The sequence below is a fragment of the Xanthomonas hortorum genome, assembly GCF_024339125.1.
GTDB classification, from domain to species: domain Bacteria; phylum Pseudomonadota; class Gammaproteobacteria; order Xanthomonadales; family Xanthomonadaceae; genus Xanthomonas; species Xanthomonas hortorum.
The window spans coordinates 2,350,025-2,375,007 of the sequence record NZ_CP101417.1 but is presented as its reverse complement, the minus strand read 5'-3'; the positions used below and the strand labels follow the sequence as shown (position 1 = coordinate 2,375,007).

Annotated in this window: 22 protein-coding genes and 2 other RNA genes; 12 read left to right on the top strand and 12 right to left on the bottom strand. The window is 64.3% G+C overall.

Annotated features, from left to right (window positions below):
• Positions 1-13 precede the first annotated feature (13 nt).
• Positions 14-985 carry a site-specific tyrosine recombinase XerD gene (gene xerD / locus NMB96_RS10040; protein ID WP_043888934.1) on the bottom strand — a complete coding sequence of 324 codons (972 nt, stop codon included), beginning with the start codon at positions 983-985 and terminating at the stop codon, positions 14-16.
• Between the two features lie 258 nt (positions 986-1,243).
• Between xerD and NMB96_RS10035 the strand changes: the two genes are divergently transcribed.
• On the top strand, positions 1,244-1,711 hold the full coding sequence (locus tag NMB96_RS10035) for an RDD family protein (protein WP_255086810.1): 468 nt from the start codon (positions 1,244-1,246) through the stop codon (positions 1,709-1,711).
• 67 nt (positions 1,712-1,778) lie between these two features.
• On the opposite strand, the gene NMB96_RS10030 is transcribed toward NMB96_RS10035, so the two are convergent.
• The 3 genes from NMB96_RS10030 to lptF all read right to left on the bottom strand — a co-directional run bounded on the left by NMB96_RS10030 (position 1,779) and on the right by lptF (position 4,093).
• Positions 1,779-1,844: non-coding RNA, sX9 sRNA (locus NMB96_RS10030), on the bottom strand.
• A 63-nt stretch (positions 1,845-1,907) separates the two neighbouring features.
• Complete coding sequence (gene lptG, locus NMB96_RS10025) at positions 1,908-3,014, bottom strand: LPS export ABC transporter permease LptG (RefSeq protein WP_255086809.1); 1,107 nt, start codon at positions 3,012-3,014, stop codon at positions 1,908-1,910.
• Positions 3,011-4,093, bottom strand: coding sequence for an LPS export ABC transporter permease LptF (lptF, locus tag NMB96_RS10020; protein ID WP_006448521.1), 1,083 nt, complete (start codon positions 4,091-4,093; stop codon positions 3,011-3,013). Before lptF ends, lptG begins: the two co-directional genes overlap by 4 nt.
• A gap of 107 nt (positions 4,094-4,200) precedes the next feature.
• On the opposite strand from lptF, the gene NMB96_RS10015 reads away from it, so the two are divergent.
• The 4 genes from NMB96_RS10015 (at position 4,201) to NMB96_RS10000 (ending at position 9,564) form a co-directional block, all read left to right on the top strand.
• On the top strand, positions 4,201-5,673 hold the full coding sequence (locus NMB96_RS10015; protein ID WP_183086897.1) for a leucyl aminopeptidase: 1,473 nt from the start codon (positions 4,201-4,203) through the stop codon (positions 5,671-5,673).
• Positions 5,673-6,038: a hypothetical protein gene (locus NMB96_RS10010; protein WP_023902616.1), complete on the top strand. Its 366-nt coding sequence runs from the start codon at positions 5,673-5,675 to the stop codon at positions 6,036-6,038. The genes NMB96_RS10015 and NMB96_RS10010 overlap by 1 nt, the downstream gene beginning before the upstream one ends.
• Before the next feature lie 7 nt (positions 6,039-6,045).
• Entirely contained in the window at positions 6,046-6,471 is a 426-nt protein-coding gene (locus NMB96_RS10005; RefSeq protein ID WP_023902615.1) for a DNA polymerase III subunit chi, read from the top strand.
• Between the two features lie 207 nt (positions 6,472-6,678).
• Positions 6,679-9,564, top strand: a complete 2,886-nt coding sequence (locus tag NMB96_RS10000) for a valine--tRNA ligase (protein ID WP_023902614.1) — start codon at positions 6,679-6,681, stop codon at positions 9,562-9,564.
• Between the two features lie 986 nt (positions 9,565-10,550).
• Here the strand turns inward: NMB96_RS10000 and NMB96_RS09995 are convergent.
• From NMB96_RS09995 to pssA, 5 genes are all read right to left on the bottom strand, one after another.
• A complete protein-coding gene (locus NMB96_RS09995) occupies positions 10,551-11,693 on the bottom strand; it encodes a pectate lyase family protein (protein WP_255086808.1) in 1,143 nt (380 codons plus the stop codon).
• Positions 11,694-11,944: 251 nt separating this feature from the next.
• On the bottom strand, positions 11,945-13,078 hold the full coding sequence (locus NMB96_RS09990) for a pectate lyase family protein (protein ID WP_255086807.1): 1,134 nt from the start codon (positions 13,076-13,078) through the stop codon (positions 11,945-11,947).
• A gap of 783 nt (positions 13,079-13,861) precedes the next feature.
• The gene (gene rimI / locus NMB96_RS09985) at positions 13,862-14,344 is read right to left on the bottom strand and encodes a ribosomal protein S18-alanine N-acetyltransferase (RefSeq protein WP_023902533.1); all 483 of its coding nucleotides are present in this window, start codon (positions 14,342-14,344) and stop codon (positions 13,862-13,864) included.
• A complete protein-coding gene (locus tag NMB96_RS09980) occupies positions 14,341-14,817 on the bottom strand; it encodes an alanine acetyltransferase (protein ID WP_255086806.1) in 477 nt (158 codons plus the stop codon). Before NMB96_RS09980 ends, rimI begins: the two co-directional genes overlap by 4 nt.
• Before the next feature lie 39 nt (positions 14,818-14,856).
• Positions 14,857-15,630 (bottom strand): CDP-diacylglycerol--serine O-phosphatidyltransferase, encoded by a 774-nt coding sequence (gene pssA / locus NMB96_RS09975; RefSeq protein WP_255086805.1) that lies wholly within the window; start codon positions 15,628-15,630, stop codon positions 14,857-14,859.
• Positions 15,631-15,763: 133 nt separating this feature from the next.
• Between pssA and NMB96_RS09970 the strand changes: the two genes are divergently transcribed.
• The 3 genes from NMB96_RS09970 to NMB96_RS09960 all read left to right on the top strand — a co-directional run bounded on the left by NMB96_RS09970 (position 15,764) and on the right by NMB96_RS09960 (position 18,721).
• Entirely contained in the window at positions 15,764-16,168 is a 405-nt protein-coding gene (locus tag NMB96_RS09970; RefSeq protein WP_255086803.1) for a DUF4124 domain-containing protein, read from the top strand.
• Between the two features lie 249 nt (positions 16,169-16,417).
• Positions 16,418-18,112 (top strand): proline--tRNA ligase, encoded by a 1,695-nt coding sequence (locus NMB96_RS09965; RefSeq protein ID WP_255086802.1) that lies wholly within the window; start codon positions 16,418-16,420, stop codon positions 18,110-18,112.
• Positions 18,113-18,256: 144 nt separating this feature from the next.
• Positions 18,257-18,721: an H-NS histone family protein gene (locus NMB96_RS09960; RefSeq protein WP_023902528.1), complete on the top strand. Its 465-nt coding sequence runs from the start codon at positions 18,257-18,259 to the stop codon at positions 18,719-18,721.
• 59 nt (positions 18,722-18,780) lie between these two features.
• On the opposite strand, the gene NMB96_RS09955 is transcribed toward NMB96_RS09960, so the two are convergent.
• The gene (locus tag NMB96_RS09955; RefSeq protein ID WP_043888908.1) at positions 18,781-20,040 is read right to left on the bottom strand and encodes a threonine/serine exporter family protein; all 1,260 of its coding nucleotides are present in this window, start codon (positions 20,038-20,040) and stop codon (positions 18,781-18,783) included.
• 49 nt (positions 20,041-20,089) lie between these two features.
• Here NMB96_RS09955 and NMB96_RS09950 point away from each other — a divergent pair, with 49 nt between their 5' ends.
• From NMB96_RS09950 to NMB96_RS09935, 4 genes are all read left to right on the top strand, one after another.
• Positions 20,090-21,319 (top strand): MlaE family ABC transporter permease, encoded by a 1,230-nt coding sequence (locus tag NMB96_RS09950; protein ID WP_172839259.1) that lies wholly within the window; start codon positions 20,090-20,092, stop codon positions 21,317-21,319.
• Positions 21,320-21,412: 93 nt separating this feature from the next.
• The gene (locus NMB96_RS09945) at positions 21,413-22,249 is read left to right on the top strand and encodes an ABC transporter ATP-binding protein (protein ID WP_168957140.1); all 837 of its coding nucleotides are present in this window, start codon (positions 21,413-21,415) and stop codon (positions 22,247-22,249) included.
• Positions 22,250-22,251: 2 nt separating this feature from the next.
• A complete protein-coding gene (locus tag NMB96_RS09940) occupies positions 22,252-23,178 on the top strand; it encodes an MlaD family protein (protein WP_023902524.1) in 927 nt (308 codons plus the stop codon).
• Positions 23,175-23,819 (top strand): ABC-type transport auxiliary lipoprotein family protein, encoded by a 645-nt coding sequence (locus NMB96_RS09935; protein ID WP_023902523.1) that lies wholly within the window; start codon positions 23,175-23,177, stop codon positions 23,817-23,819. The genes NMB96_RS09940 and NMB96_RS09935 overlap by 4 nt, the downstream gene beginning before the upstream one ends.
• Before the next feature lie 22 nt (positions 23,820-23,841).
• On the opposite strand, the gene NMB96_RS09930 is transcribed toward NMB96_RS09935, so the two are convergent.
• Positions 23,842-23,918, bottom strand: a non-coding RNA gene (locus NMB96_RS09930) — sX9 sRNA.
• Positions 23,919-24,355: 437 nt separating this feature from the next.
• Entirely contained in the window at positions 24,356-24,964 is a 609-nt protein-coding gene (locus NMB96_RS09925) for an alpha-ketoglutarate-dependent dioxygenase AlkB family protein (protein ID WP_255086801.1), read from the bottom strand.
• Between the last annotated feature and the right edge of the window lie 19 nt (positions 24,965-24,983).

The window sequence follows — 24,983 nt, the reverse complement described above, 5'->3', positions numbered from 1 at the left end:
CCGCAGTACCCGTTCACCCGCGAGGATGATGCTTGGCGTGCAACTTTTGCAGATGCTGGCGCGCCACCAGCGTGTAGATCTGGGTGGTCGACAACGAGCTATGGCCGAGCAGCATCTGCAGCGCGCGCAGGTCTGCGCCGTGGTTGAGCAGATGGGTGGCGAAGCTGTGGCGCAACCCGTGCGGGCTAACCGTGTCCGGGTCGATCCCGGCCACCGCCGCATAGCGTTTGACCAGCGCCCAGAACTGCTGGCGGCTGGGCGGCTGACGCGCGGCGTCGATGAACAGCGGCACCTGCCCATCGACCGGCGCCACCGGCTTGTGGCTGGCCAGCAGCGGGCGCGCCTCGTGCAGATAGCGCTCCAGCCAATGCTGGGATTCCTCGCCCAACGGCACCAACCGATCCTTGCTGCCCTTGCCGGTCACCCGCAGCACGCCTTGCCGCAGATTCACCCCCACCGCCGGCAGGTTGACCAGCTCGCTGACGCGCAGGCCGGCGGCATACATCAGCTCCAGCATGGCGCGATCGCGCAGGCCCAGCGGGCTGTCGATGTCGGGAGCGGCCAGCAGTGCTTCGATCTGACTTTCGGTCAGCGCCTTGGGCAAGCTGCGCGGCAAGTGGGGCGGATCGATCAGCGCGGTCGGGTCGTCGCTGCGCAGGCCCTCGCGCAGACACAGCCCGTAGAACGCCCGCAGCGTCGACAACAACCGCGCCGTGCTGCGTGGCGAATAGCGCGCCTCGGAGCGCCAGCGTAGATAGTCGAACACCGCAGCCCGATCGACGCCCAGCAGCCCGCCGCCGGCCCCGTCGCGCCAACGCGCCAGCCCTTCCAGATCGCGCCGATAGCTGTCCAGGGTCTGCCGTGCCACCCCGTTCTCGGCCCAGAAACGATCCAGGAAACGCTCGATGGCGGCAGCGTCGGCTGCCTGCAGGGGCGGCAGCTGTTGGGCGAGTTGGCGACGTTCGGCAGGACTGCTGGCAGACATCGCAACAGCATAGAGCCTGTCGCGCAGGATCCGATGCGATACGTTGGCGATGATTGAAGTGTTGGCAGCGCGCTCCTTGGCGCAACGGGCCGCCGTTGCAGCACGCACGCACTTTGCGCAGTCGCTTTGCCGGTTGCCGGCAACACCTCAGGGCGACCGCGTGACGCAGTTCGCCAGCCACTTGCTCGCTCTTATCTTCAGCACGGCACTGCCGCAACGCGGCGTTGCTCGATCGCCCGTGCCGGCTATGCTCGCGGCATGACCTCGATTCCCTCGCCTCGCACTGCACGCGCCCCTGCCTTGGTCTGCTGGCGGCTGCTGGCCATGTGTTACGACGCCTGGCCGGTGCTGGCGCTATGGATGCTGATTTCCACCGCTTTCACCCTGGGCTTCACGCTTGCCGGGCATTCCGCACGCGAAAACATCGCCCCTTTCAGCGGTTGGCAATGGCTGTTGTGGCTGTGCTGCTGGATCGCCGCCGGCATCTACGCCACGGTGAGCTGGCGGCGCGGCGGCCAGACCCTGGGCATGCGGCCGTGGCGGCTGTCGCTGATCGGCCCGCAGGCCTCGTGGCGCGCGCTATGGATCCGCTATGCGGTGGGTACGTTGTCGCTGGCCCTGGGCGCACTGGGATTCTGGTGGGCGTGGGTGGATCGTGATCATTTGACGTGGCACGACCGTGCCAGCGGAACCAGGCTGCAGCGGGTTCCCAAACAGAAGAACTGAGCACCGATCACTCGAAGCACATAGCTATCACCACAGGCCGCAGATGCAACGCGGCGCGACTAAGAGCAGCTGATAAAACGTAGCGAGCGGTCGTCAGGTGGCGCGGATGGCGCGCAGGAAACTGAGTGCACATGCCCCGACTCCGAGCACCGGCCGCGCCCGCCTGGCGGTGAGCGCAGTCGTTTATTTAGCCGCTCTAACTACTGCGCCTGCGGAACAACCACGCCGACACCCCCAGCATCACCATCGGCGGCAGTGCATAGGCGATGCGGTAATCCAGCTTGAGCGCACCGGCCATGCGGCCGAAGAACAGTTGCAGCAGCCAGAAGCCCAGCGCGAACAGGATGCCCAGGAACAGCCGCTTGCCCAGACCGCCGCTACGCAGCGAGCCGAACGAGAACGGAATCGCCGCCAGGCACAGCGCCAATACGTTGAGCGGATAGAACCAGCGGCTCCAGTACTGATCTTCGTAGTCGCGCGCGTCCAGGCCATTGCGGCGGCGGTACTCGATGCTCTGTTCCAGATCGCGCGCGGACAGGTTGCGCGGCTTGGCCAGCCCCGCCGCCAGCGCCGCCGGGCTGAGCTGCGATTGCCACGGCAGCTCGGGGAAGGTTTCGCGCTGCACCGAGCGCTCCTGGAAGGTATCGCGGCGCACCTGGCGCAGCGTCCAGGTGCCATTGCGATTTTCTGCCAATGCCGCATAAGTCAGCTGCTGCAGGCGGCCGCTGGCATCGAGGTGATACAGCCGCACATCGTGCAGATCCAGCGCGGTACCGCCGCCATCGAGCAGCTTCTCTTCGCCGCTCAGCGCATTGAGGAAGGTATAGCCTTCGCGCGCCCACAGGCCCGAATAGCGCGCCATTGCCATATCGCTGTTGTAGCGGGCGCTGGTCTTGAGCGTATCGGCCTGGTTCTGTGCCCACGGCCCAACGGTCTCGCCGCTGATCACCATGCCGGCGGTCAGCAATGCCATCGCCGCGACCACCGAGGCCGACATCCGCTTGCGCGACACGCCCAGCGCACGCAAGGCGGTCAGCTCGGAGGTGGCCGCCAACTGGCCCAGACCCATCAACGCACCGATCACCGCCGCAGTGGGGAACAAGGTGTAGGCCCGCCGCGGCACCGTGTAAGCCACATAAGCGAACGCATGACCAAAGGTATAGCTCCCCTGGCCAATGTTCTTGGCCTCGCTGGCAAACGCGTTGACCAGATCCAGCCCCAGCAGCACGGCCCAGGTCAGCAGCACGGTGAACAGCACCGCGCGCCCGACGTACCAATCGTGTACCCGTGGCATCAACCTCATGCGCGCACCCTCGGCCGACGCACGCGGCCATCGCGTGCATACGCCCAGATCGCCACTGCCAGCAATGGCAGCGTCAGCCACCACAGACCGAGCGCGGCCGGCGTCTTGCCATTGGCGATCCACTGGGTGCCGACGATCATCAGGTTGGTACCCACCATGTACGCCAGGAACGCCAGCATGATCCGGCCGTAGCGCTGCTGCCGCGGCGCACTGCGCGATAGCGGCAGGGTCAGCAGCGCGAACGCCAGCGCCAGCAGCGGCGGCGCCAGACGCTCATGCAGCTGCGCGCGCGCGGCCGGGCGTTCGTCCGACAGCAGCTGCGTGGTCCACATCACTTCCGGATCGTTGGCGTCGTGGACCTGGCTGCGGTCGGGCAGGGCCACGTCGTTGCTGGCGAACTTCATCAAGCGGTAGTCCAGGGTGTTGCCGGCGGCCGGGCCTTCGATGCGGTAACCGTCCTCCAGGCGCAGGTAGCGGTTGGCCTTGCCTTCGAAGAACATCGCACCACGCTCGGCGGTGACCACATCGATACGATCGTCCTTCTGGCGCTGCATGAACACCTTGCCCAGGCCCTTGCCGTCGGCCGAGATCGTGGTCAGGTAGACCACCCCACCGCCGGACAGCGGGGTGAACTTGCCCGACTCCAGGCCGGCCATCAGCACGCTGCGGTTGGCGTCTTCCAGCATGGTCTCGGCGGTACGGCTGGCCCACGGGCCCAGCCACAGCGAGCACAGCCCGATCAGCACCACCACCGGCACCACCAGCATCAGGATCGGGCGCAACATGCGCCGCGGGCCGACGCCAATGGCGGTGATCACGGCCATTTCTGAATCGCGGTACAGCCTCGCCAGTGCCAGCAGCAGGCCGAGCATGAGCGCCAGCGGCAGGATGATCGGCAGGTAGGCCACAAATTGCAGACCCACCTGAGACAGCAACAAGCGAGCGGGGATGCGGCCATCGGCGATATTGCCGAGGATATCCACCAGCACACCGCCCACGCTGACGACCAGCAGCACGATCAAGGTGGCCAGGAAGCTCTGGGTGAAATCGCTAAGCAGGTATCGATCGAGCTTCGGCATGGGGTGGGCTTGTTTTAAACTCTCGGATTCGTTCGCGGCATCGCCAGCCTAGTCAGGTTGGCGTAAACAGTCCGCGATTGTACGGATTTGCCTACGGAATCTGATCAATGGCCCTGCAATTCACCCTGAACCAAGACGCGCCGGCAAGCGCCCACGTCGACTGCATCGTGGTTGGCGTGTTCGCCGACAAGACCCTTTCGCCCGCCGCCCAGGCGCTGGACAGCGCCAGCCAGGGCCGTTTGACGGCACTGGTCGCACGCGGCGATGTGGCCTCCAAGACCGGCAGCACCAGCCTGCTGCACGACCTGCCGGGCGTGGCCGCCCCGCGCGTACTGGTGGTCGGGCTGGGCGATGCCGGCAAGTTCGGCGTGGCGCCCTACCTCAAGGCGATCGGCGATGCGACCCGCGCGCTGAAGACCGGCCCGGTCGGCACCGCCCTGCTCACCCTGACCGAATTGCCGATCAAGGCGCGCGATAGCGCGTGGAACATTCGCCAGGCGATCGTCGTCAGCGACCACGCCGCTTACCGCTACACCGCCACGCTGGGCAAGAAGAAGGTCGACGAGACCGGCTTGACCACGCTTGCGATCGCCGGCGACGACACCCGCGCACTGGCGGTTGGCGTGGCGACCGCCGAGGGCGTGGAGTTCGCCCGCGAGCTGGGCAACCTGCCGCCGAACTACTGCACCCCGGCCTACCTGGCCGAGACCGCCGCCGCGTTTGCCGGCAAGTTTCCCGGCGCCGAAGCCGAGATCCTGGACGAGACGCAGATGGAAGCGCTCGGCATGGGCTCGCTGCTGTCGGTAGCGCGCGGCTCGGCCAACCGCCCGCACCTGATCGTGCTGAAGTGGAACGGCGGCGGCGATGCGCGCCCCTATGTGCTGGTCGGCAAGGGCATCACCTTCGACACCGGCGGCGTCAACCTCAAGACGCAGGGCGGCATCGAGGAAATGAAATACGACATGTGCGGCGGCGCCAACGTCATCGGCACCTTCGTGGCCACGGTCAAGGCCGAGCTGCCGATCAACCTGGTGGTGGTGGTGCCGGCGGTGGAAAACGCCATCGACGGCAATGCCTATCGCCCCTCCGACGTGATCACCAGCATGTCCGGCAAGACCATCGAGGTCGGCAATACCGACGCCGAAGGCCGCCTGATCCTGTGCGATGCGCTGACCTACGCCGAGCGCTTCAACCCTGAAGCACTGGTGGACGTGGCCACGCTGACCGGTGCCTGCATGGTGGCACTCGGCCACCAGACCGCCGGCCTGATGAGCAAGCACGACGACCTGGCCAACGAACTGCTGGCCGCTGGCGAGCACGTGTTCGACCGCGCCTGGCGCCTGCCGCTGTGGGACGAATACCAGGGCCTGCTGGATTCCAGCTTCGCCGACGTCTACAACATCGGCGGCCGCTGGGGCGGCGCGATCACTGCCGGCTGCTTCCTGTCGCGCTTCACCGAAAACCAGCGCTGGGCGCATCTGGATATCGCCGGCGTGGCCAGCGACGAAGGCAAGCGCGGCATGGCCACCGGTCGCCCGGTGGGACTGTTGACGCAGTGGTTGCTCGACCGCGCAGCCTGATGTCGCCACGCGCTGCACTGGCCCTGATCGCTGGCTTCGTGCTGGTGGACGGGGCCGCCAGCGCGTTACCCGGCTGGTGGAACGGCGATGCCGCCGACCTGGTGCGGTTTGCGCTGCTGCTGGTGCTGATCTTCGTCTGGCTGGCGGCCGACAGCCGCCAGCACGGCTATCGCCGCCCGATGTGGCTCAACATCGGGATGGTGCTGGCCTGGCTGGTGTTCATCGTCATCTATCTGTATCGCTCGCGGCCTGCCGGCCGACGCCTGCGCGCCACAGGCGGGTTTCTGCTGGCGATACTGGCGTCCGGCCTGCTGTTCACGCTCGGCTGCGTCGTTGCCGAATCTGCTTTCCCTTCCGTTTCGTGATCTGACCATGCCCCGTGCCGACTTTTATCTGATCGCCAAACCGCGCTTCCTCAACGAACCGCTGCGGCTGGTCTGCGAGCTGGCGCGCAAGGCCTACGACGCCAATCTCTCCACGCTGATCCTGGCGCGCGATGCCGAACAGGCCGAAGCGCTGGACGACCTGCTGTGGGCGTTCGACGACGAGGCCTATATTCCGCACCAGATCGCCGGCACCGACGAAGAGGACGAACTCGCCCCGGTGCTGATTGCCGCCCCCGAGTTCACCGCGCCCTCGCGCCCGCTGGTGATCAACCTGCGCGACGACCCGTACCTGGGCGCCTGCGACCGCGTGCTGGAAGTGGTGCCCGCCGATCCCGCCGCCCGCGAACCGCTGCGCGAACGCTGGAAGCAGTACAAGGCCCTGGGCCTGGAACTGACCAAGTACGACATGTGAGAGGGGCGGGGATTGGGGAGTTGGGATTGGGGATTCGCAGGAGCGGTTTTGCGCGCATCCACAAGTCCTTTCCAACGACGATCCCAACAGCCAATCTCCGTTCCACAGCGCCACCGCTGAGGTTGATGCAATGGATTGCCAATGATCTCTGCTGGCACCACGCATCAACAAATCCCGAATCCCGAATCAACGAATCCCAGCCCCTCTATGACCACCCTAGCCTCCAGCTACGACCCCTCTTCCTTCGAATCGCGCCTGTACGCGCAGTGGGAGGCCGCCGGTTATTTCGTGCCGTCCGGCAAGGGGGAGCCGTATACGGTGTTGCTGCCGCCGCCGAACGTGACCGGTACGCTGCACATGGGCCATGCGTTCCAGCAGACGCTGATGGATGCCCTGGTGCGCTATCACCGCATGCGCGGCTTCGATACGTTGTGGCAGGTGGGCACCGACCACGCCGGCATCGCCACCGAGATGGTGGTGTCGCGCAATCTGGCGCTTGAAGGCAATGGCGAAACGCGCGACTCGCTCGGGCGCGAGGGCTTCATCGCCAAGGTGTGGGAATGGAAGGCCGAATCCGGCGACACCATCGAGCGCCAGATGCGTCGCCTGGGCACCTCCAGCGACTGGTCGCGCAGCACTTTCACCATGGACCCGCAACCCTCGGCCGCAGTCAATGAGGCGTTCGTGCGCTGGTACGAACAGGGCCTGATCTATCGCGGCCAGCGCCTGGTCAACTGGGACCCGGTACTGAAAACCGCCATCTCCGATCTGGAAGTGGAAAACGTCGAAGAAGACGGCTTTTTGTGGTCGATCCGCTATCCGCTAGCGGACGGCGTGACCTATGAGCACGTCGAGCACGATGCCGACGGCGTCGAGACGCTGCGCGAAACCCGCGATTATCTGGTGGTGGCCACCACGCGCCCGGAAACCATGCTGGGCGATACCGCCGTGATGGTGCACCCGGACGATGCGCGCTACGCCACGCTGCACAACGCCCGCATCGTGCTGCCGCTGACCGGCCGGCAAGTGCCGGTGATCACCGACGATTACGTCGACCGCGCCTTCGGCACCGGCGTGGTCAAGGTCACGCCGGCGCATGATTTCAACGATTACGCGGTGGGCGTGCGGCATGACTTGCCGTTGATCAATCTGTTCACCGTCACTGCAACGATCAACGACAACGCGCCGGAGCGTTACCGCGGCCTGGATCGCTACGACGCACGCAAGCTGGTGCTGTCCGAACTGGAAGACCTGGGCGTATTGGTCGAAACCAAGCCGCACAAACTGCAGGTGCCGCGTGGCGACCGTACCGGCCAGGTGATTGAGCCCTATCTCACCGACCAGTGGTTCGTGAAAATGGACGCACTGGCCAAACGTGGCCTGGAGCTAGTCGAAAGCGGCCAGATCAAATTCGTGCCGCCGAACTGGATCAACACCTATCGCCATTGGATGGAGAATATCCAGGATTGGTGCATCAGCCGTCAGCTGTGGTGGGGGCATCGCATCCCGGCGTGGTTCGACGAGGCAGGCAAGTGCTATGTCGGCCATGACGAAGCCGAGGTGCGCGCGAAACACGGTTTGGGTGCCGACGTCGCGCTGCATCAGGACAGCGACGTGCTGGAAACCTGGTTCTCCTCGCAACTGTGGCCGTTCTCCACGCTGGGCTGGCCAGATGCGAACGCGATGGCCGAGCGCGGCTTCGAGCGCTATCTGCCGTCGTCGGTGCTGGTCACCGGCTTCGACATCATCTTCTTCTGGGTGGCGCGCATGATCATGGCCACCGACAGCTTCACCGGCCAGGTGCCGTTCCGCGATGTCTACATCACCGGCCTGATTCGCGATGCGCAGGGCCAGAAGATGTCCAAGTCCAAGGGCAACGTCCTCGATCCGCTGGACATCATCGACGGCATCAGCATCGAGGCGCTGGTCGCCAAGCGCACCACCGGCCTGATGAAGCCCAAGGATGCGCCCAAGATCGAAAAAGCCACGCGCAAGGAATTCCCGGACGGCATCATCGCGCACGGTGCCGACGCGCTGCGCTTCACCATCGCCGCACTCGCCACGCATGGTCGCGATATCAAGTTCGATCTGGGCCGCGCCGAAGGCTACAAAAACTTCTGCAACAAGCTGTGGAATGCCACGCGCTTCGTGCTGATGAACACAGAAGGCGCGCGCTTCAGCGGCGTGCCGCAGCCGCGCACCGAAGCGGAGCAGTGGATCCTGGCGCGTCTGGACAAGGTCACCGCAGAAACCCACGCGCTCTACGCCAACTACCGTTTCGACCTGCTCACGCAATCGCTGTACGAATTTGCCTGGAATGCGTTCTGCGATTGGTTCGTGGAACTGGCCAAGCCCGCACTCAACGGCACTGTGCAGGACAGCACGCTGGCCGCTGCAGGCAGCACGCCGGAAGCGATTGAGCACGCAGAAGATGCCGCCAGCACGCGTCACACCCTGCTCTATGTACTCGAAGCCTTGCTGCGTCTGCTGCACCCGCTCACACCGTTCGTCACCGAAGAACTGTGGCAGCAAGTCGCACCGCGCCTGGGCATCACCGCCGCGACGATCTCGTTGCAGGCGTTTCCGCAGGCCGGCGATATCGACACCCACGGCTATGCCAGCGCAGAGGCCGATGTCGAATGGCTGAAGTCGATGGTGTCGGCGCTGCGCCGCGTACGCAGCGAACTGAACGTGCCGCCCTCCAAGCAGGTGCGCCTGCTGTTGCAGGCCGGCACGCAGGACGATCGCACTCGCGTTGCCCGCTTCGCCTCGCAGCTGTCGTTCTTGCTCAAGCTAGAAACGATCGACTGGCTGGACGCCGGTCAGGAGGCACCGCCATCGGCCGCCGCCATCGTCGGCGAGCTCACGCTGCTGGTGCCGCTGGAAGGCCTGGTCGACATGGATGCCGAACGCACGCGTCTGGACAAGGAAATCAAGCGTGTGGAAGGGGAAATCGGCAAGTGCAACGGCAAGCTCGGCAACGCCACGTTCGTGGAAAACGCACCGGCCGCGGTGGTCGAACAGGAACGCGCGCGCTTGAACGACTGGACCACGCAGTTGACCGGTCTGCGCGAGCAACGCGCCAAGATCTAGCGCAATAGATCACCTGACTGCGCCGCTACCAGGCGACCGCAGTCGGTATTCGAAGGACAACCGATCAGTTGATCGATGGTCGAGCGCGCGGTGCCCTCGCCGCTCGCAGGACACGCCGCAAGTACGTCCATGTAGGCTCGGTGGCGGCATCCATGCCGCCACACGGTCCCGCAATCGGCGAGGGCACCGCACCAGGAAGTTCGTAGGTCGCTTCGTTGAAAGCCTGCCTGTTGTTCGTTTGCGTTGCGACGCTGGTCGGACTAGCCGTCATTGCTGGTAGGACTAACCGTCATTCGCGCTGTCATCCAAAAACGCGCGTCATACGCTGCTTGCAACCATGCACGCCGACCATCTCCACTGGTCCTTGTCCGCCCACCGTCGCGGGACCTTACGCGGCATGGATGCCGCGTAAGAGCCTACACGGACGTACTTGCGGCGTGTCCCGCGATGGTGGGCGGGCAAGGACCCCGCAGCCAAGCCGCAGATCAGCCGCTTTTACAAGTGATCTATCCACACTGCTCAATCAGTCCGATACAACCGGGATTCCGGTCGTATCGGCGTTATAAATGCAGTTGGAGCTCAGGTCGAAAGCTTGGTTAGTCGAGGGTACGGTGACCTCACCGCTCGCGGGACACGCCGTGAATCCATCCCTGGAGGCTCGGTGGCGGCATCCATGCCGCCACACGGTCCCGCAACCGGTAAGGCCACCGCGCCAGAGAGTGAGTCGGTTGCTTTCTTAAAAGCTTGTTGGTTGGTCGGCTTGCGTTGAAAAGCAAACAGAAAACACGGTGATCGAACAACATGGACCGTGCATTGCTTGCACCATGCACAGCGACCATCCCCGACTGGTCCTTGCCCAGCGATGTCGCGAGACATCGAGACATCAATGAGGACATCGCGCAAACGCACAACGCCCGCATCGCTGCGGGCGTTGTGGGAGCTCATGCAATGCTGCAGTCATCGCAGCATTGCCTAGCGCAGACGCGTTACAGCTTGCCTGCGCCGGCCTTTGCCTTGACGTCTGCAGCCACCTTGTTCGCAGCCAGCAGGTTGTAGGTATACGGCGGCTTCCAGCCGATGTTGCTGTTCCACGAACAGGTCAACGCCTTGCCATTGATCAACGACCCCTGGTCGCGATACACGCTGCCCTTGTAATCGCCGGCAATCTTGTCGCAACTGCTCACGCCGCTGATATCGAACGCATTGTTCTCCGAGAAGATCTTCGACTCCTTGCCCACGCCATGCGCATGCGAGAACGGATACACCTTATTGCCGGTGCTACCGACGTGGTAGTTGTTGTACAGATGCACCTGGCCGAAACGCACCCGCGGCGCGCGTGCCGAGATGTTCTCGAACAAGGTGTTGTGGATGGTCACCTTGAGCTTGCCGCTGTCGGTGCCGGAGGCGCTGTCGCTGGAGCCGATCAGGCTGTTCTTCTCGTGCGACTTGAACGCCGAGTACGAGATGGTGACGAAGTTGGCGCCCTTCTTGACGTCCATCGCACCATCGTGATGCTGCTTCGGGCGCCCGTTGGCGGTGCCGTTCTGATCGTCGGTGCGGCGACCATCGGTAAAGGTGACATGGTCCACCCACACGTTGGTGGCCGCTTCCACGGTCAGGCCGTCGTATTCGGAATTCCAGTTGCCGTTGTCGCCGTCGTCGTCATCCCACTTCGGCTCCGGATCCCACGGATTTTCGATGGTGAGATTGCGCACGATGACGTCGTTGGCCTTGACGTAGAAATAACCCTCGCGGATTTCCGCGTTGGTGCCAACGCCGATCAGTGTGGTCTTGGTCGGGATGTCCAGGCGCGCACGGGTCTTCATGTCCGCAGTCTTGGTGTAGGCCTTGCCTTCGCTGATGTCGATGACACCCTTGACCTTGATGATGCGGCCATTGCTGCCGGCCTTGGCTTTCAACGCAGCCTTCAACTGCGCTGCCGTGCTGACGGTGTAGATGTCTGCAGCTGCGGCTTTGGAGCCGCCTTTGGTGCCGCCGTTCTGGGTCGCCCAGCCGGTGGTGGCCACTTCCAAGGATGGATCTGCAGCGTGCGCTGCGGGGGACAACAACGCAGCGCCCAGAACGACGCCCACAACGGTACGACCAACGACTGTCGATGCTTTCGACATGGTGATGAATTCTCTTGAATGAGTGACGCGATGGCGCGCCGCATGAGACGACGCGCTCCCCGATGCAATCGCCCAGGCCATCAAGGCCAGTCCCCTAGCGATCGCAACTCGATCCTAATGCTTATGAAAACTATTGAATAGTCTATTTTTGAAAATTATTTTTATGCTTGCGTGTACTTCGCATACATCGCACACACGCAAATGCAGCACCCGTTTTGCAGGCGCTGCATTCGATGTTGCGTTGGTACCGCTTACAGCTTTCCGGCGCCGGCCTTTGCCTTGACGTCTGCAGCGACCTTGTCGGCCGACAGCAGGTTGTAGGTGTACGGCGGCGTCCAACCGATGTTGGTATTCCACAAGCACGACAGCGCCTTGCCATTGAGCAGCGAGCCCTGATCGCGGTACACGCTGCCGCCGTAATCGGCCGCGATCTTGTCGCAGCCGCTCACACCGCTGATATCGAACGCATTGCGCTCGGAGAAGATCTTCGATTCCTTGCCCACACCATGCGCGTGCGAGAACTTGTAGACCGGATGAGTGGTGCTGCCAACGTGGTAGTTGTTGTACAGATGCACCTGGCCGAAGCGCACCCGCGGCGCACGTGCGGAGATGTTTTCGAACAAGGTGTTGTGGATGGTCACCTTGAGCTTGCCGCTGTCGGTGCTGGAGGCGCTGTCGCTGGAACCGATCAGATCGTTCTTCTCGTGCGATTTGAAGGCCGAGTAGGAAATCGTCACGAAGTTGGCGCCTTTCTTGACGTCCATCGCGCCATCATGATGCTGCTTGGGGCGGCCATTGGCGGTGCCGTTCTGATCGTCGGTACGGCGACCATCAGTGAAGGTGACATGGTCCACCCACACGTTGGTGGCACCTTCCACCGTCAAGCCGTCGTACTCGGCATTCCAGTTGCCGGCGCTGCCGTCATCTGGATCCCAGACCGGTTCCGGATCCCACGGATTTTCGATGGTGAGATTGCGAATGATGACGTCGTTGGCCTTGACGTAGAAATAGCCCTCGCGAATTTCCGCGTTGCTGGTGATGCCGATCAGCGTGGTTTTGGTGGGCACGTCCAGACGCGCGCGCGCCTTCATATCCGAGGTCTTGGTGTAGGGCTTGCCTTCACTGACATCGATGATGCCGCTGATCTTGATGATGCGTCCGTTGCTGCCTACGCTGGCCTTCAGCGCGTTCTTCAGCTCGGCGGCATTCTTGACCGTGTAGATGTTGGCAGCGGCCGCTTTGGAGCCGCCTTTGGTCCCACCGTTCTGTGTTGCCCAACCAGTGGTTGCAACTTCCAGTGCAGGATCGGCGCAGGCAACGCCAACGACCAGCAACGACCCGACAAACAGCGACGCGGCGGCCGCCGTTGAAAATTTCGGCTTCATCTTGATGTCTCCCTCGGATAGGTTCGATGCGCCGCGCGGCGGCACACCCCTCGTCTAGCAGGCGCGGAACATACTTTTCATCTATGTAATGTTCAGTTCCGCGAAACCGATACTAGGAGCATCGCAATCGCTTGTATCTAGCCGATGTATCGATGTGGATGCGCAGTCACGCAAACGGTTGCGAGACACCCAAGAGAAGACAAAACGCTGCACTCAAGACACGCAGAGACAGCGACAAGGACACTGCAGCGCAGCATGATTCGAATCGCAATGCAGATGGACGCAGGTCCAGTACGGTGTGCCGCTGCGATCACGTGCTGCGTGTTTTCTTCGACGTACATGCGTGTTGCGATGCGACGTATCGACACCGCAACGCGTGCACTGCGATCGGACTTATGCGATCAGCGTAACCAAAAAAGAATTGGAATATGGCGAAAATATCGCCATCGATCAGCGCGGCGCGCGGCGCTGCGCGTTGGACGATGCGCACGACGGGCAATCAATCAAGTGCAGCAGTTGCGCGCATCGCAATGCCATCGATTGCAACCACGCGGCAGCCTGAGTCAGAGCGACGGCAAGCGATTGATCGCGGGCGGCGACATCGTCGGTGGCGGCATGCGGTTAACGGCATCCGATCGCAAGCGCAGCCTGTTGCTGCGATGGACATTGCGCACGCGAGCTAGAGCACAACAGCAATGGATGCACGCGGGCATCAGCACAGACCGGATCAACCGTCGCCAACGCAGTCCATCGACGAATGCGGTCAGCAACTACCAATGGCGCTCAGGAGAACCCTTCGAAGAACAACTCGATCGCCATCACCAACGCATCCTCGCGCCCGGTGTTGGAGGGGTAGTAGCGTGGGCGCCGCCCGATTTCGTTGAAGCCTTCGGAGTGATACAGCGCGATCGCCGAGGGGTTGGACGGGCGCACTTCCAGAAACGCACGCCGCGCGCCGCGATCGCAGGCACCCTTGATCAGCGCGCGCAGCAACACGCGGCCATGGCCTTGCGATTGGGCTTCTGGTGCGATGCAGACGTTGAGCACGTGCGCCTCGTCGGCGGCAATGCTGATCACCCCATAGCCGATGACCTGGCCACCCTGCTCCATCACCCAGCCGGGGTAGCCGGCCTGCAGGCAGTCGCGAAAGATGTTGCGCGTCCACGGAAACGGATAGGCGCGATGCTCGATCTCCATCACCACGTCCAGATCGCTCTCGCGCATCGCGCGCAGCGCTGTGGGCAGGGGTGCGTTCAATGCGCTCACGCCGGGTCCTGACGCCGCCGTAGCGCACGCAACTGCGGCCACAGCGCGCGCTTGGCTGCCGGGTTGCCACGCAACTCGGCCAGCGGCCAGGTGGCCATCAAGGCCTGGGTATTCGGGTCGCCGGGGTTGCAGCCGGAAGCGCGCAGCAACGCGATCTGCAAACGATCCGGCAGGCCGACACGACTACGCCGCGGCGGCGCGGCCGACGGCGCGGTATTGGGCGCACGTGGGGCCTCGGCGGGTGCAGCCGGTACGGTGCGACGTGCGACAGGCGCCGCAGCGTGGGCCACCGATGGCGCCTGCACCGCACGCTCGACGCGCATCGGCGCTGTCGCCGGTGCACTTTCGACCACATCGGCCGGCGCAGGCAGCGCATCCACCGTGTCGCGGTCCAGATACACGGTGTGCCCCAACGCCTGCAGATACGAGACCTGCAGATCTGACCACATCGGCTCGGACGCCATCTCACTCATGACAGCACGCTCATGACAGGTTGCTCATCACAGCCGGGCTCATGGCAGCTCGGGGACGCGCCGCCAGCGCCGCCACAGCCACATCACCGGGCCGGACAGCGCATACAGCACACCGATCACCAGCAGCGAACGGGCCAGGTCGATCACCAGCAGCGCGATCACCACCGTGGCGATCGCCAGCGCCAGGAACGGCACGCGGTCGGCACGCGGCCCACGCGCACCGCCCTTGAAGCTCCAGAAGCGGATCCGGCTGACCATCAACAAGGCAGAGACAACCGTGATCGCCAATGCCAGATAGCGCAGCTGCTCGCCATCGAAGCCCAGGCTGTCGTCGGCAAACGCCCACACGAACGCCATCATCAAGCCGGCCGCCGCCGGACTGGCCAGGCCGATGAACCAGCGTTTGTCGACCACGCCTACTTGCGTGTTGAAGCGGGCCAGCCGCAATGCCGCGCAGGCCGCATATAGAAAGGCGGCCGACCAGCCGACCCGGCCCATCACGTTGCCGTCGTACTTCAGCGCCGACAGCGACCAGTGATACATCACCAGCGCCGGGGCCATGCCGAAGCTGACCAGATCGGCCAGCGAGTCGTACTGCACGCCGAATTCGCTGCTGGTATTGGTCAGGCGCGCGACCCGGCCGTCCAGCCCGTCCATCACCGCAGCCACGAACACCGCCATGGCCGCCTGGACGAATTGCCCATTGGCGGCTGCGATGATGGCGTAAAAACCGGAAAACAGCCCGGCGGTGGTGAACAGGTTCGGCAGCAGGTAAATCGTGCGCGAGCGCGGGGGAGGTCTCATTTCATCCATCCGACAAGTGTAGGGCCTGAGGTCCGTTCGGCGGTAGCGCGCCCTGCCCTTGACGCGTACGCCGGGCGGCATCACTTGCCAGCGCAGGCCGCGGATGCTGCAATCGCCGCGGGAATCATCCAGGGGAAGCCACATGCAGCTGTCGTCCGGGCTTTGCGCCCTGTTGATGCTGGTCAGCGCCGGCGCCGGCGCGACCGATCTCTATAAGTGGAAGGACGCCAAGGGCGTGACCCACTACACCGAAACCCCGCCGCCGTCCGGCCAGCGCTACGAATCGCGCCGGATCGACGCGCGCAGCGGCACCGCCGCCATCGCCGCACCAGAAACCGCCGCACCCGAATCGGCCGATTGCCTCACCGCACGTCGCAACCTGGAGCTGCTCAGCGGCAAGGGCGAGGTGACCATGGGCGCTGGCGCCGACGGCAAGCCCGGCACCCCGCTGGACCCGGACGCCCGCACCGCACAGCACAACCTCGCCGAAGCGGCCGCCAAGGCCTATTGCAAGCCAGCACCGACCAGCAGCGGCCCGGCCACCTGAGTCCAAAAACACGTGGCCGCCCTCTATTGGGTGGACGCTGCGCACCAACTGCCGTCTACGCAGGGCACACGCCGATTTCAGCACCGGCCGCGCCAGAACGCCGGCCACACGTCTTTGGGCCAAGAACACTTGGCCAGACCGATCACGCACAGGTCTTTCCCGCCCTGCCGAGACGGGGCAGCGCCCTCGCCGATGACCGCCAGGGCGCGACACTGGCAAACTATGGGCTTTCCGCCCAAGCGAAGCCCGATGCGTCTTTCCCAGTTCCACCTGCACACCACCAAGGAAACCCCGGCCGACGCCGAGCTGGTCAGCCACCGTCTGATGCTGCGCGCGGGCATGATCCGCAAGCTGGCCTCCGGGCTGTACACCTGGTCGCCGCTGGGCCTGCGCGTGTTGCGCAAGGTCGAGGCCATCGTGCGCGAAGAGATGAACCGCGCCGGGGCGGTGGAAGTGCTGTTCCCTACCATCCAGCCGCGCGAGTTGTGGGACGCCACCGGCCGCTGGGAAAAGTTCGGCGGGCAGTTGCTCAAGATCAAGGACCGCAAGGAACAGGAGTTCTGCTACAGCCCCACCGCCGAGGAAGCCGCGGCCGAGTTCGCGCGCCAGGAGATCAACAGCTACAAGCAGCTGCCGCTGAATTTCTATCAGATCCAGACCAAGTTCCGCGATGAAATCCGCCCGCGCTTCGGGGTGATGCGTGCGCGCGAATTCCTGATGAAGGACGCTTACTCGTTCCATCTCACCGACGAGGACATGGCGCGCGAGTACGACAACATGCGCGCGGCCTACACCCGCATCTTCACCCGCCTGGGGTTGGAATTCCGCGCCGTGCAGGCCGATTCCGGCGCCATCGGCGGTGACGCCTCGCAGGAATTCCATGTCATCGCCGCCTCCGGCGAAGACTCGCTGGCGTTCTCCACGGCTTCCGATTACGCCGCCAACGTGGAAACTGCCAGCGCCGCCCTGCCCGCCCCGCGCGCCGAGGCTGGCGAGGCGATGCGCCAGGTCGCAACGCCCACCCAGAAAACCTGCGAAGACGTCGCCCAGCTGCTGGGCATCGCGCTGCAGCGCACAGTCAAGTCGGTGGCGGTGATGACCGAGGCCGGCTTTGTGCTGGTGCTGGTACGTGGCGACCACGCGGTCAACGAGATCAAGCTCGGCAAGGTCGCTGGCCTGGCCGGTTACCGGATGGCCAATGAGGCCGAAATCCGCGACCACCTCGGCTGCGAGCCGGGTTTTCTGGGCCCGGTGAACACCGCGCGCCCGGTGCGCGTGGTGGCCGATCGCGATGTCGCAGCCCTGGCCGATTTCGTGGTCGGCGCCAATGTGTCCGGCGCGCATCTGGCAGGCGTCAACTGGGGCCGCGACCTGCCCGAGCCGGACACCGTGGCCGATGTGCGCAACGTCATCGAAGGCGAACGTGCGGCCGATGGCGGCGAGCTGCGGCTGGCCCGTGGCATCGAAGTGGGCCATGTGTTCCAGCTTGGCAGCCAGTACGCACAGGCATTGCAGGCCACCGTGATCGACGAGAACGGCAAGGTCGCGGTGATGAAGATGGGCTGCTACGGCATCGGGATTTCGCGCATCGTGGCTGCGGCGATCGAACAGAACCACGACGAGGCCGGCATCATCTGGCCCGCACCGATGGCGCCATGGCAGGTGGTGGTGTGCGTGATCAACCCGAAACAGGACCCACAGGTGATTGCCGCAGCCGGTGCGCTGTTGGACGAGTTGATTGCCGTAGGTATCGAAGCCGCACTGGACGATCGCGGTTTGCGTCCGGGCGCCATGTTTGCCGATATGGAACTATTGGGCATTCCGCATCGGGTGGTGGTCTCAGAACGCGGATTGGCGGCTGGCACATTTGAATATCGCGCGCGCACCGCCGAGGCAGCAGAAAACCTGGATAAGGCCGGGTTATTCTCCCGCCTGGAACGTTGATCAAACACCCCGAACCCGCTTCAAACAGATGAACACAAGGCGCCGAATTATTTCGGCGCATTTGTCACGCGGGTTTTCTGACATTATGATGGCCAGCGCTGCCACGGACCGGCATTCTTTTCTCTCTCATTTTCCGGAGTAGTGATGTCGATCGATCTTAGCGGCCTGTCGGCCAAGCAGTTGGGTGCACTGATCAAGAATGCGAAGAAGCAGCAGACGGTGGTTGCCAAGCGCACCCCGATCGCAAAGGTCCGCACCCAGCTGACCCGCGCCGCAAAAGCGCATGGTTATTCCATTGAAGAATTGTTTGGCGCTTCCGCCACTGCCAGCGCTGGTCCGGGTCGTCCGGCTGCCGCTGCCAAGCCGGGCCCGCGCGCCGGCCGCAAGCTGGGCAAGGTGCCGCCGAAGTATCGCAACCCGGCAAATCCCCAGGAAGCCTGGACCGGCCGTGGCAAGCAGCCGCGCTGGCTGGCCGAATTGACCGCCGCCGGCAAGAAAGTCGAAGACTTTCTGATCAGCAAGGTCGGCGCCAAGAAGACCCCGGCCAAGAAGACCTCGGCACGTAAAGTTGTCACCAAGCGCGCCACCAAGAAGTCCAAGGCCGCTTGATTCAAACCAATAAAAACGCCGGCATTGCCGGCGTTTTTATTGCGCGCGTTTCCTGCACCTCATAAATTCTTGCGGGCCGGAATCAACAGATTGCCGAACAGCAATCCGGCCATCAATGCCATCACGATATTGGTCACTGCCAATAGTGCCGCTTGCCCGACACTGACATCCTGTTGCTGCACCAGGGTGAGAAATCCGCGCAGGCTGGTACTACCCGGAACCAGCATGATGATGCCCGGCAAACGAATCAATGCACCGGGTCTTTGCACCACCCGCCCAAATAGATTACCGGCGGCAGTCAATGCCATGGCCGAGGCGAATACGCCGGCCGGGCCGCCCCAGGCATGCCCCGCATAACGCGCAATGACATAACCGGACATGGCTGCAGCCATGATCCAGGGATAATCGCGTCGACTGGCCTTGAACAACACTGCAAACGCATAAGCGGCCACCAGCAGCGAAGCCCATTCCACCCAACTGGCCTGCGGACGCACCGCGGCGAGCTGTGGCTGCAAGCCGACCAGCTGCGTCAGCGTCACGGCGATCACCGCACCGACGGTGAGCTTGAGCACCGTGGTCACCGCACCGGCCAGGCGCGCGGTTCCTGAGACCCAGTGCTGGCTGGCCAGCTCGTTGAAGGCATTGGTCAGCGACATGCCGGGCAGCAGCACCACCAGCGAGGCGATGATCACCGTATTGAGATTCAACGGGCCAAGCAGCGAGCCGACCACCGTCGCCACCACACCGGCCAGCAAGCCGGCCAATGCTTCTCCGGCCTCTTTGGTGGCCGGGCGTTTATCGGTGTATTGGGTCAGCAGCCCGATCGACATACCGATCGCGCCAGCGGTGGCGATATCCAGCCAGGGCAATTTCCACAGCCCGGCCACGCCGGCTGCAGCCAGCCCGAAGGCCAGCACCTGCATGGTCTTGCCACGCCGGTCGACCTCGCGGTCCAGCCGGCGCAGCGCCGTGTGCCCCTGCGCGATGCTCATGCGTCCATTGGCCACGCTGTCGGCGATGTAATCGGCCACGCTGAGTTTGTACAGATCGTTCTCGCCCGGTGCCAGCCGGATCACCCGCGTGATGTCGCTGGAGCCGATCGACTTGGTCGGGTCGCTGAAGCTCAAAATAATCCCGGTGGGATTGGACCAGGGCTCGCAGTCCAGCCCCAGCTTCTGCGAGAGCCCGACCACCGCGGCCTCCAGCCGCTGCGCGGTGGTGCCGTAGGTATGCAGGCGCCCGGCGATTTCCGAAACGAAGGCGACGCGCTGCGCGTAGGTGGCGCTGGCGGACGGTTGGACGAGGGTGGCGGCGGACATGCGTAGCGGGTCGGATCGGAGAAACGCCGTCTGGCGAGGCCGCCAGTGTATGCCGCAGTGCGCGTGGCCGGCGCCCCGATCGCCCATGCCGGAGCCGCAGGTGCGAAGCGTCCCCAACATTCGCTCACGCCGGGCGCGGTATGCTGGCGCCACGGACAGGCCACCCATGATCAAACCGCAACCTCCACGCATCGAACAAGACTCGCAGGATCACGCACAGGTCCGCCTTGCCGGCAGTTGGGTCCTGGCGACCGCATTGCCGCAGGCAGAACTGTTGCAGGCCGTGCCCGATGGCATTCGTCGCATCGACGCGCGCGGCATCGCGCAACTGGATTCGGCCGGCGTACTGCAGTTGCTGCGCTTCGCCAGTCGCATGGGCTTGAAGGAAGACGCGATCGATTTCCGCGATGAGCACCAGGCCCTGGTGTGCACCATCGAAGAACTCAACGACGAGCGCCCCAAACCCAAGCGTGATTACGGTTTTGTCGCCGCGCTGGACCGTCTGGGCCGCACCACGCATGGCGTGGGCCAGGGCATCCTGGAGCTGAACAGCTTTCTGGGCGAGAACCTGGTCAAGATCGCGCGGCTGATCCACGAGCCGCGCCGCTTCCGCCTCACATCCACCGTGCACCACATGGAACAGGTCGGCCTGGATGCGGTGCCGCTGGTGGTGCTGCTGTCGTATCTGGTGGGCGCGGTGATCGCGTTCCTGGGCTCGACCATCCTGCGCGACTTTGGCGCGGAAATTTATGTCGTGGAGCTGGTCTCCATCGCCTTCCTGCGCGAGTTCGCGGTGCTGCTGACCGCGATTGTCCTGGCCGGGCGCACCGCCAGCGCCTTCACCGCGCAGATCGGTGCGATGAAATCGCGCGAGGAAGTGGATGCCATCCGCACCCTGGGCCTGGACCCGATCGACCTGCTGGTGATTCCGCGTCTGCTGGCCTTGATCTTCACCCTGCCCTTGCTGACCTTCATCGCGATGATCGCCGGCCTGGCCGGTGGCGTGACAGTGGGCGCATTCGATCTGGATATTCCGCCGCAGATGTATCTGGCGCGCATGCACGACACCATCCAGTTGCGGCATTTCCTGGTCGGGCTGTCCAAAGCGCCGCTGTTTGCGCTGGTGATCGGCCTGATCGGCTGTCTGGAAGGCTTGAAGGTCAGCGGCACCGCGCAGTCGGTTGGCGAGCGCACCACCTCCTCGGTGGTGCAGACGATTTCCTTGGTCATCATCCTCGACGCGATCGCCGCGCTGTGGTTCATGAAGATGGGGTGGTGAGGTGAGGCAGGGATTGGATAGTCGAGATTCGGGATTGGGGATTCGCCAAAGCGGGCGCATGCAGCGTGCCCGGACTCATAGGGGAGACGCACTGTGACGAATCCCGAATCCCCAATCACCGATCCTGAGATCGATACCGACGACGACCAGCTGGCGATTTCAGTGCGCGGGCTGACCAACCGCTTCGGTAGCCAGGTCGTGCACGAGGAGCTGGACCTGGACGTGCGCCGCGGCGAGATACTGGGCGTGGTCGGCGGCTCGGGCACCGGCAAGTCGGTGCTGATGCGCAGCATCCTGGGCCTGCGCGAGCCGGACGCCGGCAGTATCCAGGTGCTGGGCGCGGACGCGCGCTCGGGCCGCTTCGCCGACCGCCAGCACATCACCCGCAACACTGGCGTGCTGTTCCAGGACGGCGCGCTGTTCTCGTCGATGACCGTTGGCGAGAACGTGCAGGTGCCGTTGAAAGAGCATCACGGCGAGTTCCCGGAGCGCTGGTATTTCGAGCTGGCGCTGCTGAAGATCAAGCTCGCTGGCCTGCCGGCCGATGCGTTGGACAAGCTGCCTTCGCAATTGTCCGGCGGCATGCGCAAGCGCGCCGGCCTGGCGCGTGCACTGGCGCTGGACCCGCCGCTGCTGTTTCTGGACGAGCCCACCGCTGGCCTGGACCCGATCGGTGCTGCCGCCTTCGACCGTTTGATCCGGACCTTGCAGCAGGCGCTGGGCCTGACCGTGTTCCTGATCACCCACGACCTGGATACGCTGTACGCCATCTGCGACCGCATCGCGGTGCTGGCCGATCGCAAGGTGATCGCCAACGCACCGCTGGCCGAAGTGGAACAGCTCGACCACCCCTGGATCCAGGAATACTTCCACGGCCCCCGCGCGCGCGCCGCGCGCGCAGCCAAGACCGACTCCACCGAGACCGCCTGAGCATGGAAACCAAAGCCAATTACGTCCTGATCGGCGCCTTCACCATCGTGGCAGGCCTGGCCTTGCTGCTGTTCGGGCTGTGGGCGGCCAAATATTCCTCCGACCGCACCTGGCAGCAGTACCGGGTGGTGTTTCGCGAGGCAGTGACCGGCCTGACGGTCGGTAGCCCGGTGCAATACAACGGCATCGCGGTCGGCTCGATCACCGAGCTGACGCTGGCGCCGAACGACCCGCGCCAGGTCGTGGCGCACGTGCGAGTGAACTCCACCACGCCGATCAAGAGCGATACGCGCGCCAAGCTGGCCATCACCAGCCTGACCGGCCCGTCGATCATCCAGCTCTCCGGCGGCACGCCCGAAGCACCGTCGCTGACCACCATCGACAAGAGCGATGCGCCGATCATCCAGACCACGCCCTCGGCGCTGCAGAACATCACCGACACCGCCAACCGCATCGTCGAGCGCATGGACCAGATGCTCTCGGACAAGAACGTGGCCAGCATCACCGCCACCTTGCAGAACCTGGAAAAGATCAGCGGCGGCATCGCCGATCGCGACGAAGGCATGCAGGCGCTGATCGTCAGCGCGCGCGATGCCGCACGCAATCTGGACACCACCCTGACCACCACCAACGGCACCATCAAGCGGCTGGACCAGAACCTGGTGCAGCAGCTGCCGGGCATCCTGGCCAAGCTCGACGCCACCCTGGTCAAGCTGGACTCGGCTGCCGGCAACGCCGACAACATCCTTGGCGAAAACCGCGCGGCCATCAATAGTTTCGCCAACGATGGCCTCGGCCAACTTGGGCCCACGCTGACCGAATTGCGCGGTCTGATCCGCGATCTGCGCCGGGTCAGCGACAAACTGGACAACAACCCTGCGCGCTACCTGCTCGGCCGCGACGCACCCAAGGAGTTCGAACCGAAATGACTGCCATGCGCCTGTTGCGTCCCTTGTTGTGCGTCTCGTTGCTGGCGCTGGGCGGCTGCTCGCTGCTGACCGGCGGCGACCAGAAACCGGCCACGATCTACGCGCCCACCGTGCGGATCACGCCGAACCCGTCCTGGCCGCAGGTGAGCTGGCAACTCTCGGTTGCCAAGCCCAGCGCCGCGCGTGTGATCGACAGCCCGCGCATCAACGTGCGCCCCACCCCGGGCGAGCTGCAGGTCTATCACGGCGCCGGCTGGGCACAGCCGGCCACCGACATGCTGGAAGACAGCGTGGTGCGCGCGTTCGAAGACTCCGGCAAGATCGCGGCGGTCGCCCGCATCGGCACCGGCATCCGCTCCGACTACAAGCTGGTAATCGACCTGCGCCGCTTCGAGTCGGACTATGCGGGCCAATCGCTGCCCTCGGCCACCATCGAACTCAACGCCAAACTGCTGCACGCCGCCGATCAGCGCGTGGTGGCCTCGCGCACCTTCCTGGTTGCACGCCCTTCTACGGGTACCGACACCGCAACGGTCGCTGCAGCCTTCGAGCAGGCGATGACGCAGGTCACCACCGAGCTGGTGGGTTGGACCTTGATCACCGGTCAACAGGACAGCCAGAACCTGCCGCGTTCGTTGTAAGCGCAAGCGACAGACCTGGAGCGCCTAACAAAACGCAGCGAGCTGTCGCCAAGTGGGCGCGGACGGCGCGCAGCAACCGGGAGTGTACGAGTGGTACATGCCGATTCCGAGCACCGGCCGCCTGGTGGCTGCCGCAGAGCGGTTGATCTGTGGCCTGGCTGCAGGGCCCTTGCCCGCCCACCATCGCGGGACACGCTGCAAGTACGTCCTTGTAAGCTCTTACGCGGCATCCATGCCGCGTAAGGTCCCGCGACGGTGGGCGGGCAAGGACCAATCGAGATGGTCGGTGCGCATGGTTTTCAATAACCCAGCCGGCAAACTTTCTGGTGCGGTGTCCTTGCCGATTGCGGGACCGTGTGGCGGCATGGATGCCGCCACCGAGCCTACATGGACGTACTTGCGGCGTGTCCCGCGAGCGGTGAGGGCACCGCGCACTCGACCGACCCAGCGTTTGACCCGGCTTCTGACTGCATCCAACAAGATGCAGCCAACGAAACCACTGCGCTCCCCGCCAGCCGAGCGCTCGCTACGTTTTGTTAGCCGCTCTTATCGCTGGACACGCGCATCGCAATCTGCCGAAAGGTCAGATTGATGCGCTCGCCGACTGGCTTTGCGGTGCGCGGCAAGGCGTGTTTGTAATGGCGCTGGGTATCGCCGCCCATCAGCAGCAGATCGCCGTGGCCCAGCTCCAGCGTCTGCTTCAACGCCGCATCGTCGCGATGCTTGAACGCAAACCGCCGCGTCGCGCCCAGGCTCAATGAGGCGATCAGCGGCTGCGCGCCCAGCTCCGGTTCGTCGTCGCTGTGCCAGCCCATCGCATCGTTGCCGCTACGGTAGCGGTTGACCAACACGCTGTTGAACGGATGCCCGGTTTCATCCTGCAGGCGCGTGCGTACTGGCTGCAACGCCTCCAGCCACGGCTGCGGCGCAAACCGGGTGCCCGAATAGCGATAACTCGCCTCCGCATCGCCGGTCCAACTGCTCAGTCGCGGCGAATCCACCATCCGCCCGAACATCCGGATGCGGTGCACTTCCCACCGCACATCCTGCAAGAGTGCCTGCATCAGCACATCGGCCTGCGCCGCCTGTAACCAGCCACGACACCAGGCGATCTCCGCTTGCGGCAGTGCAACCCGAATCTTCATGCGGCAAACGCTAGCACGC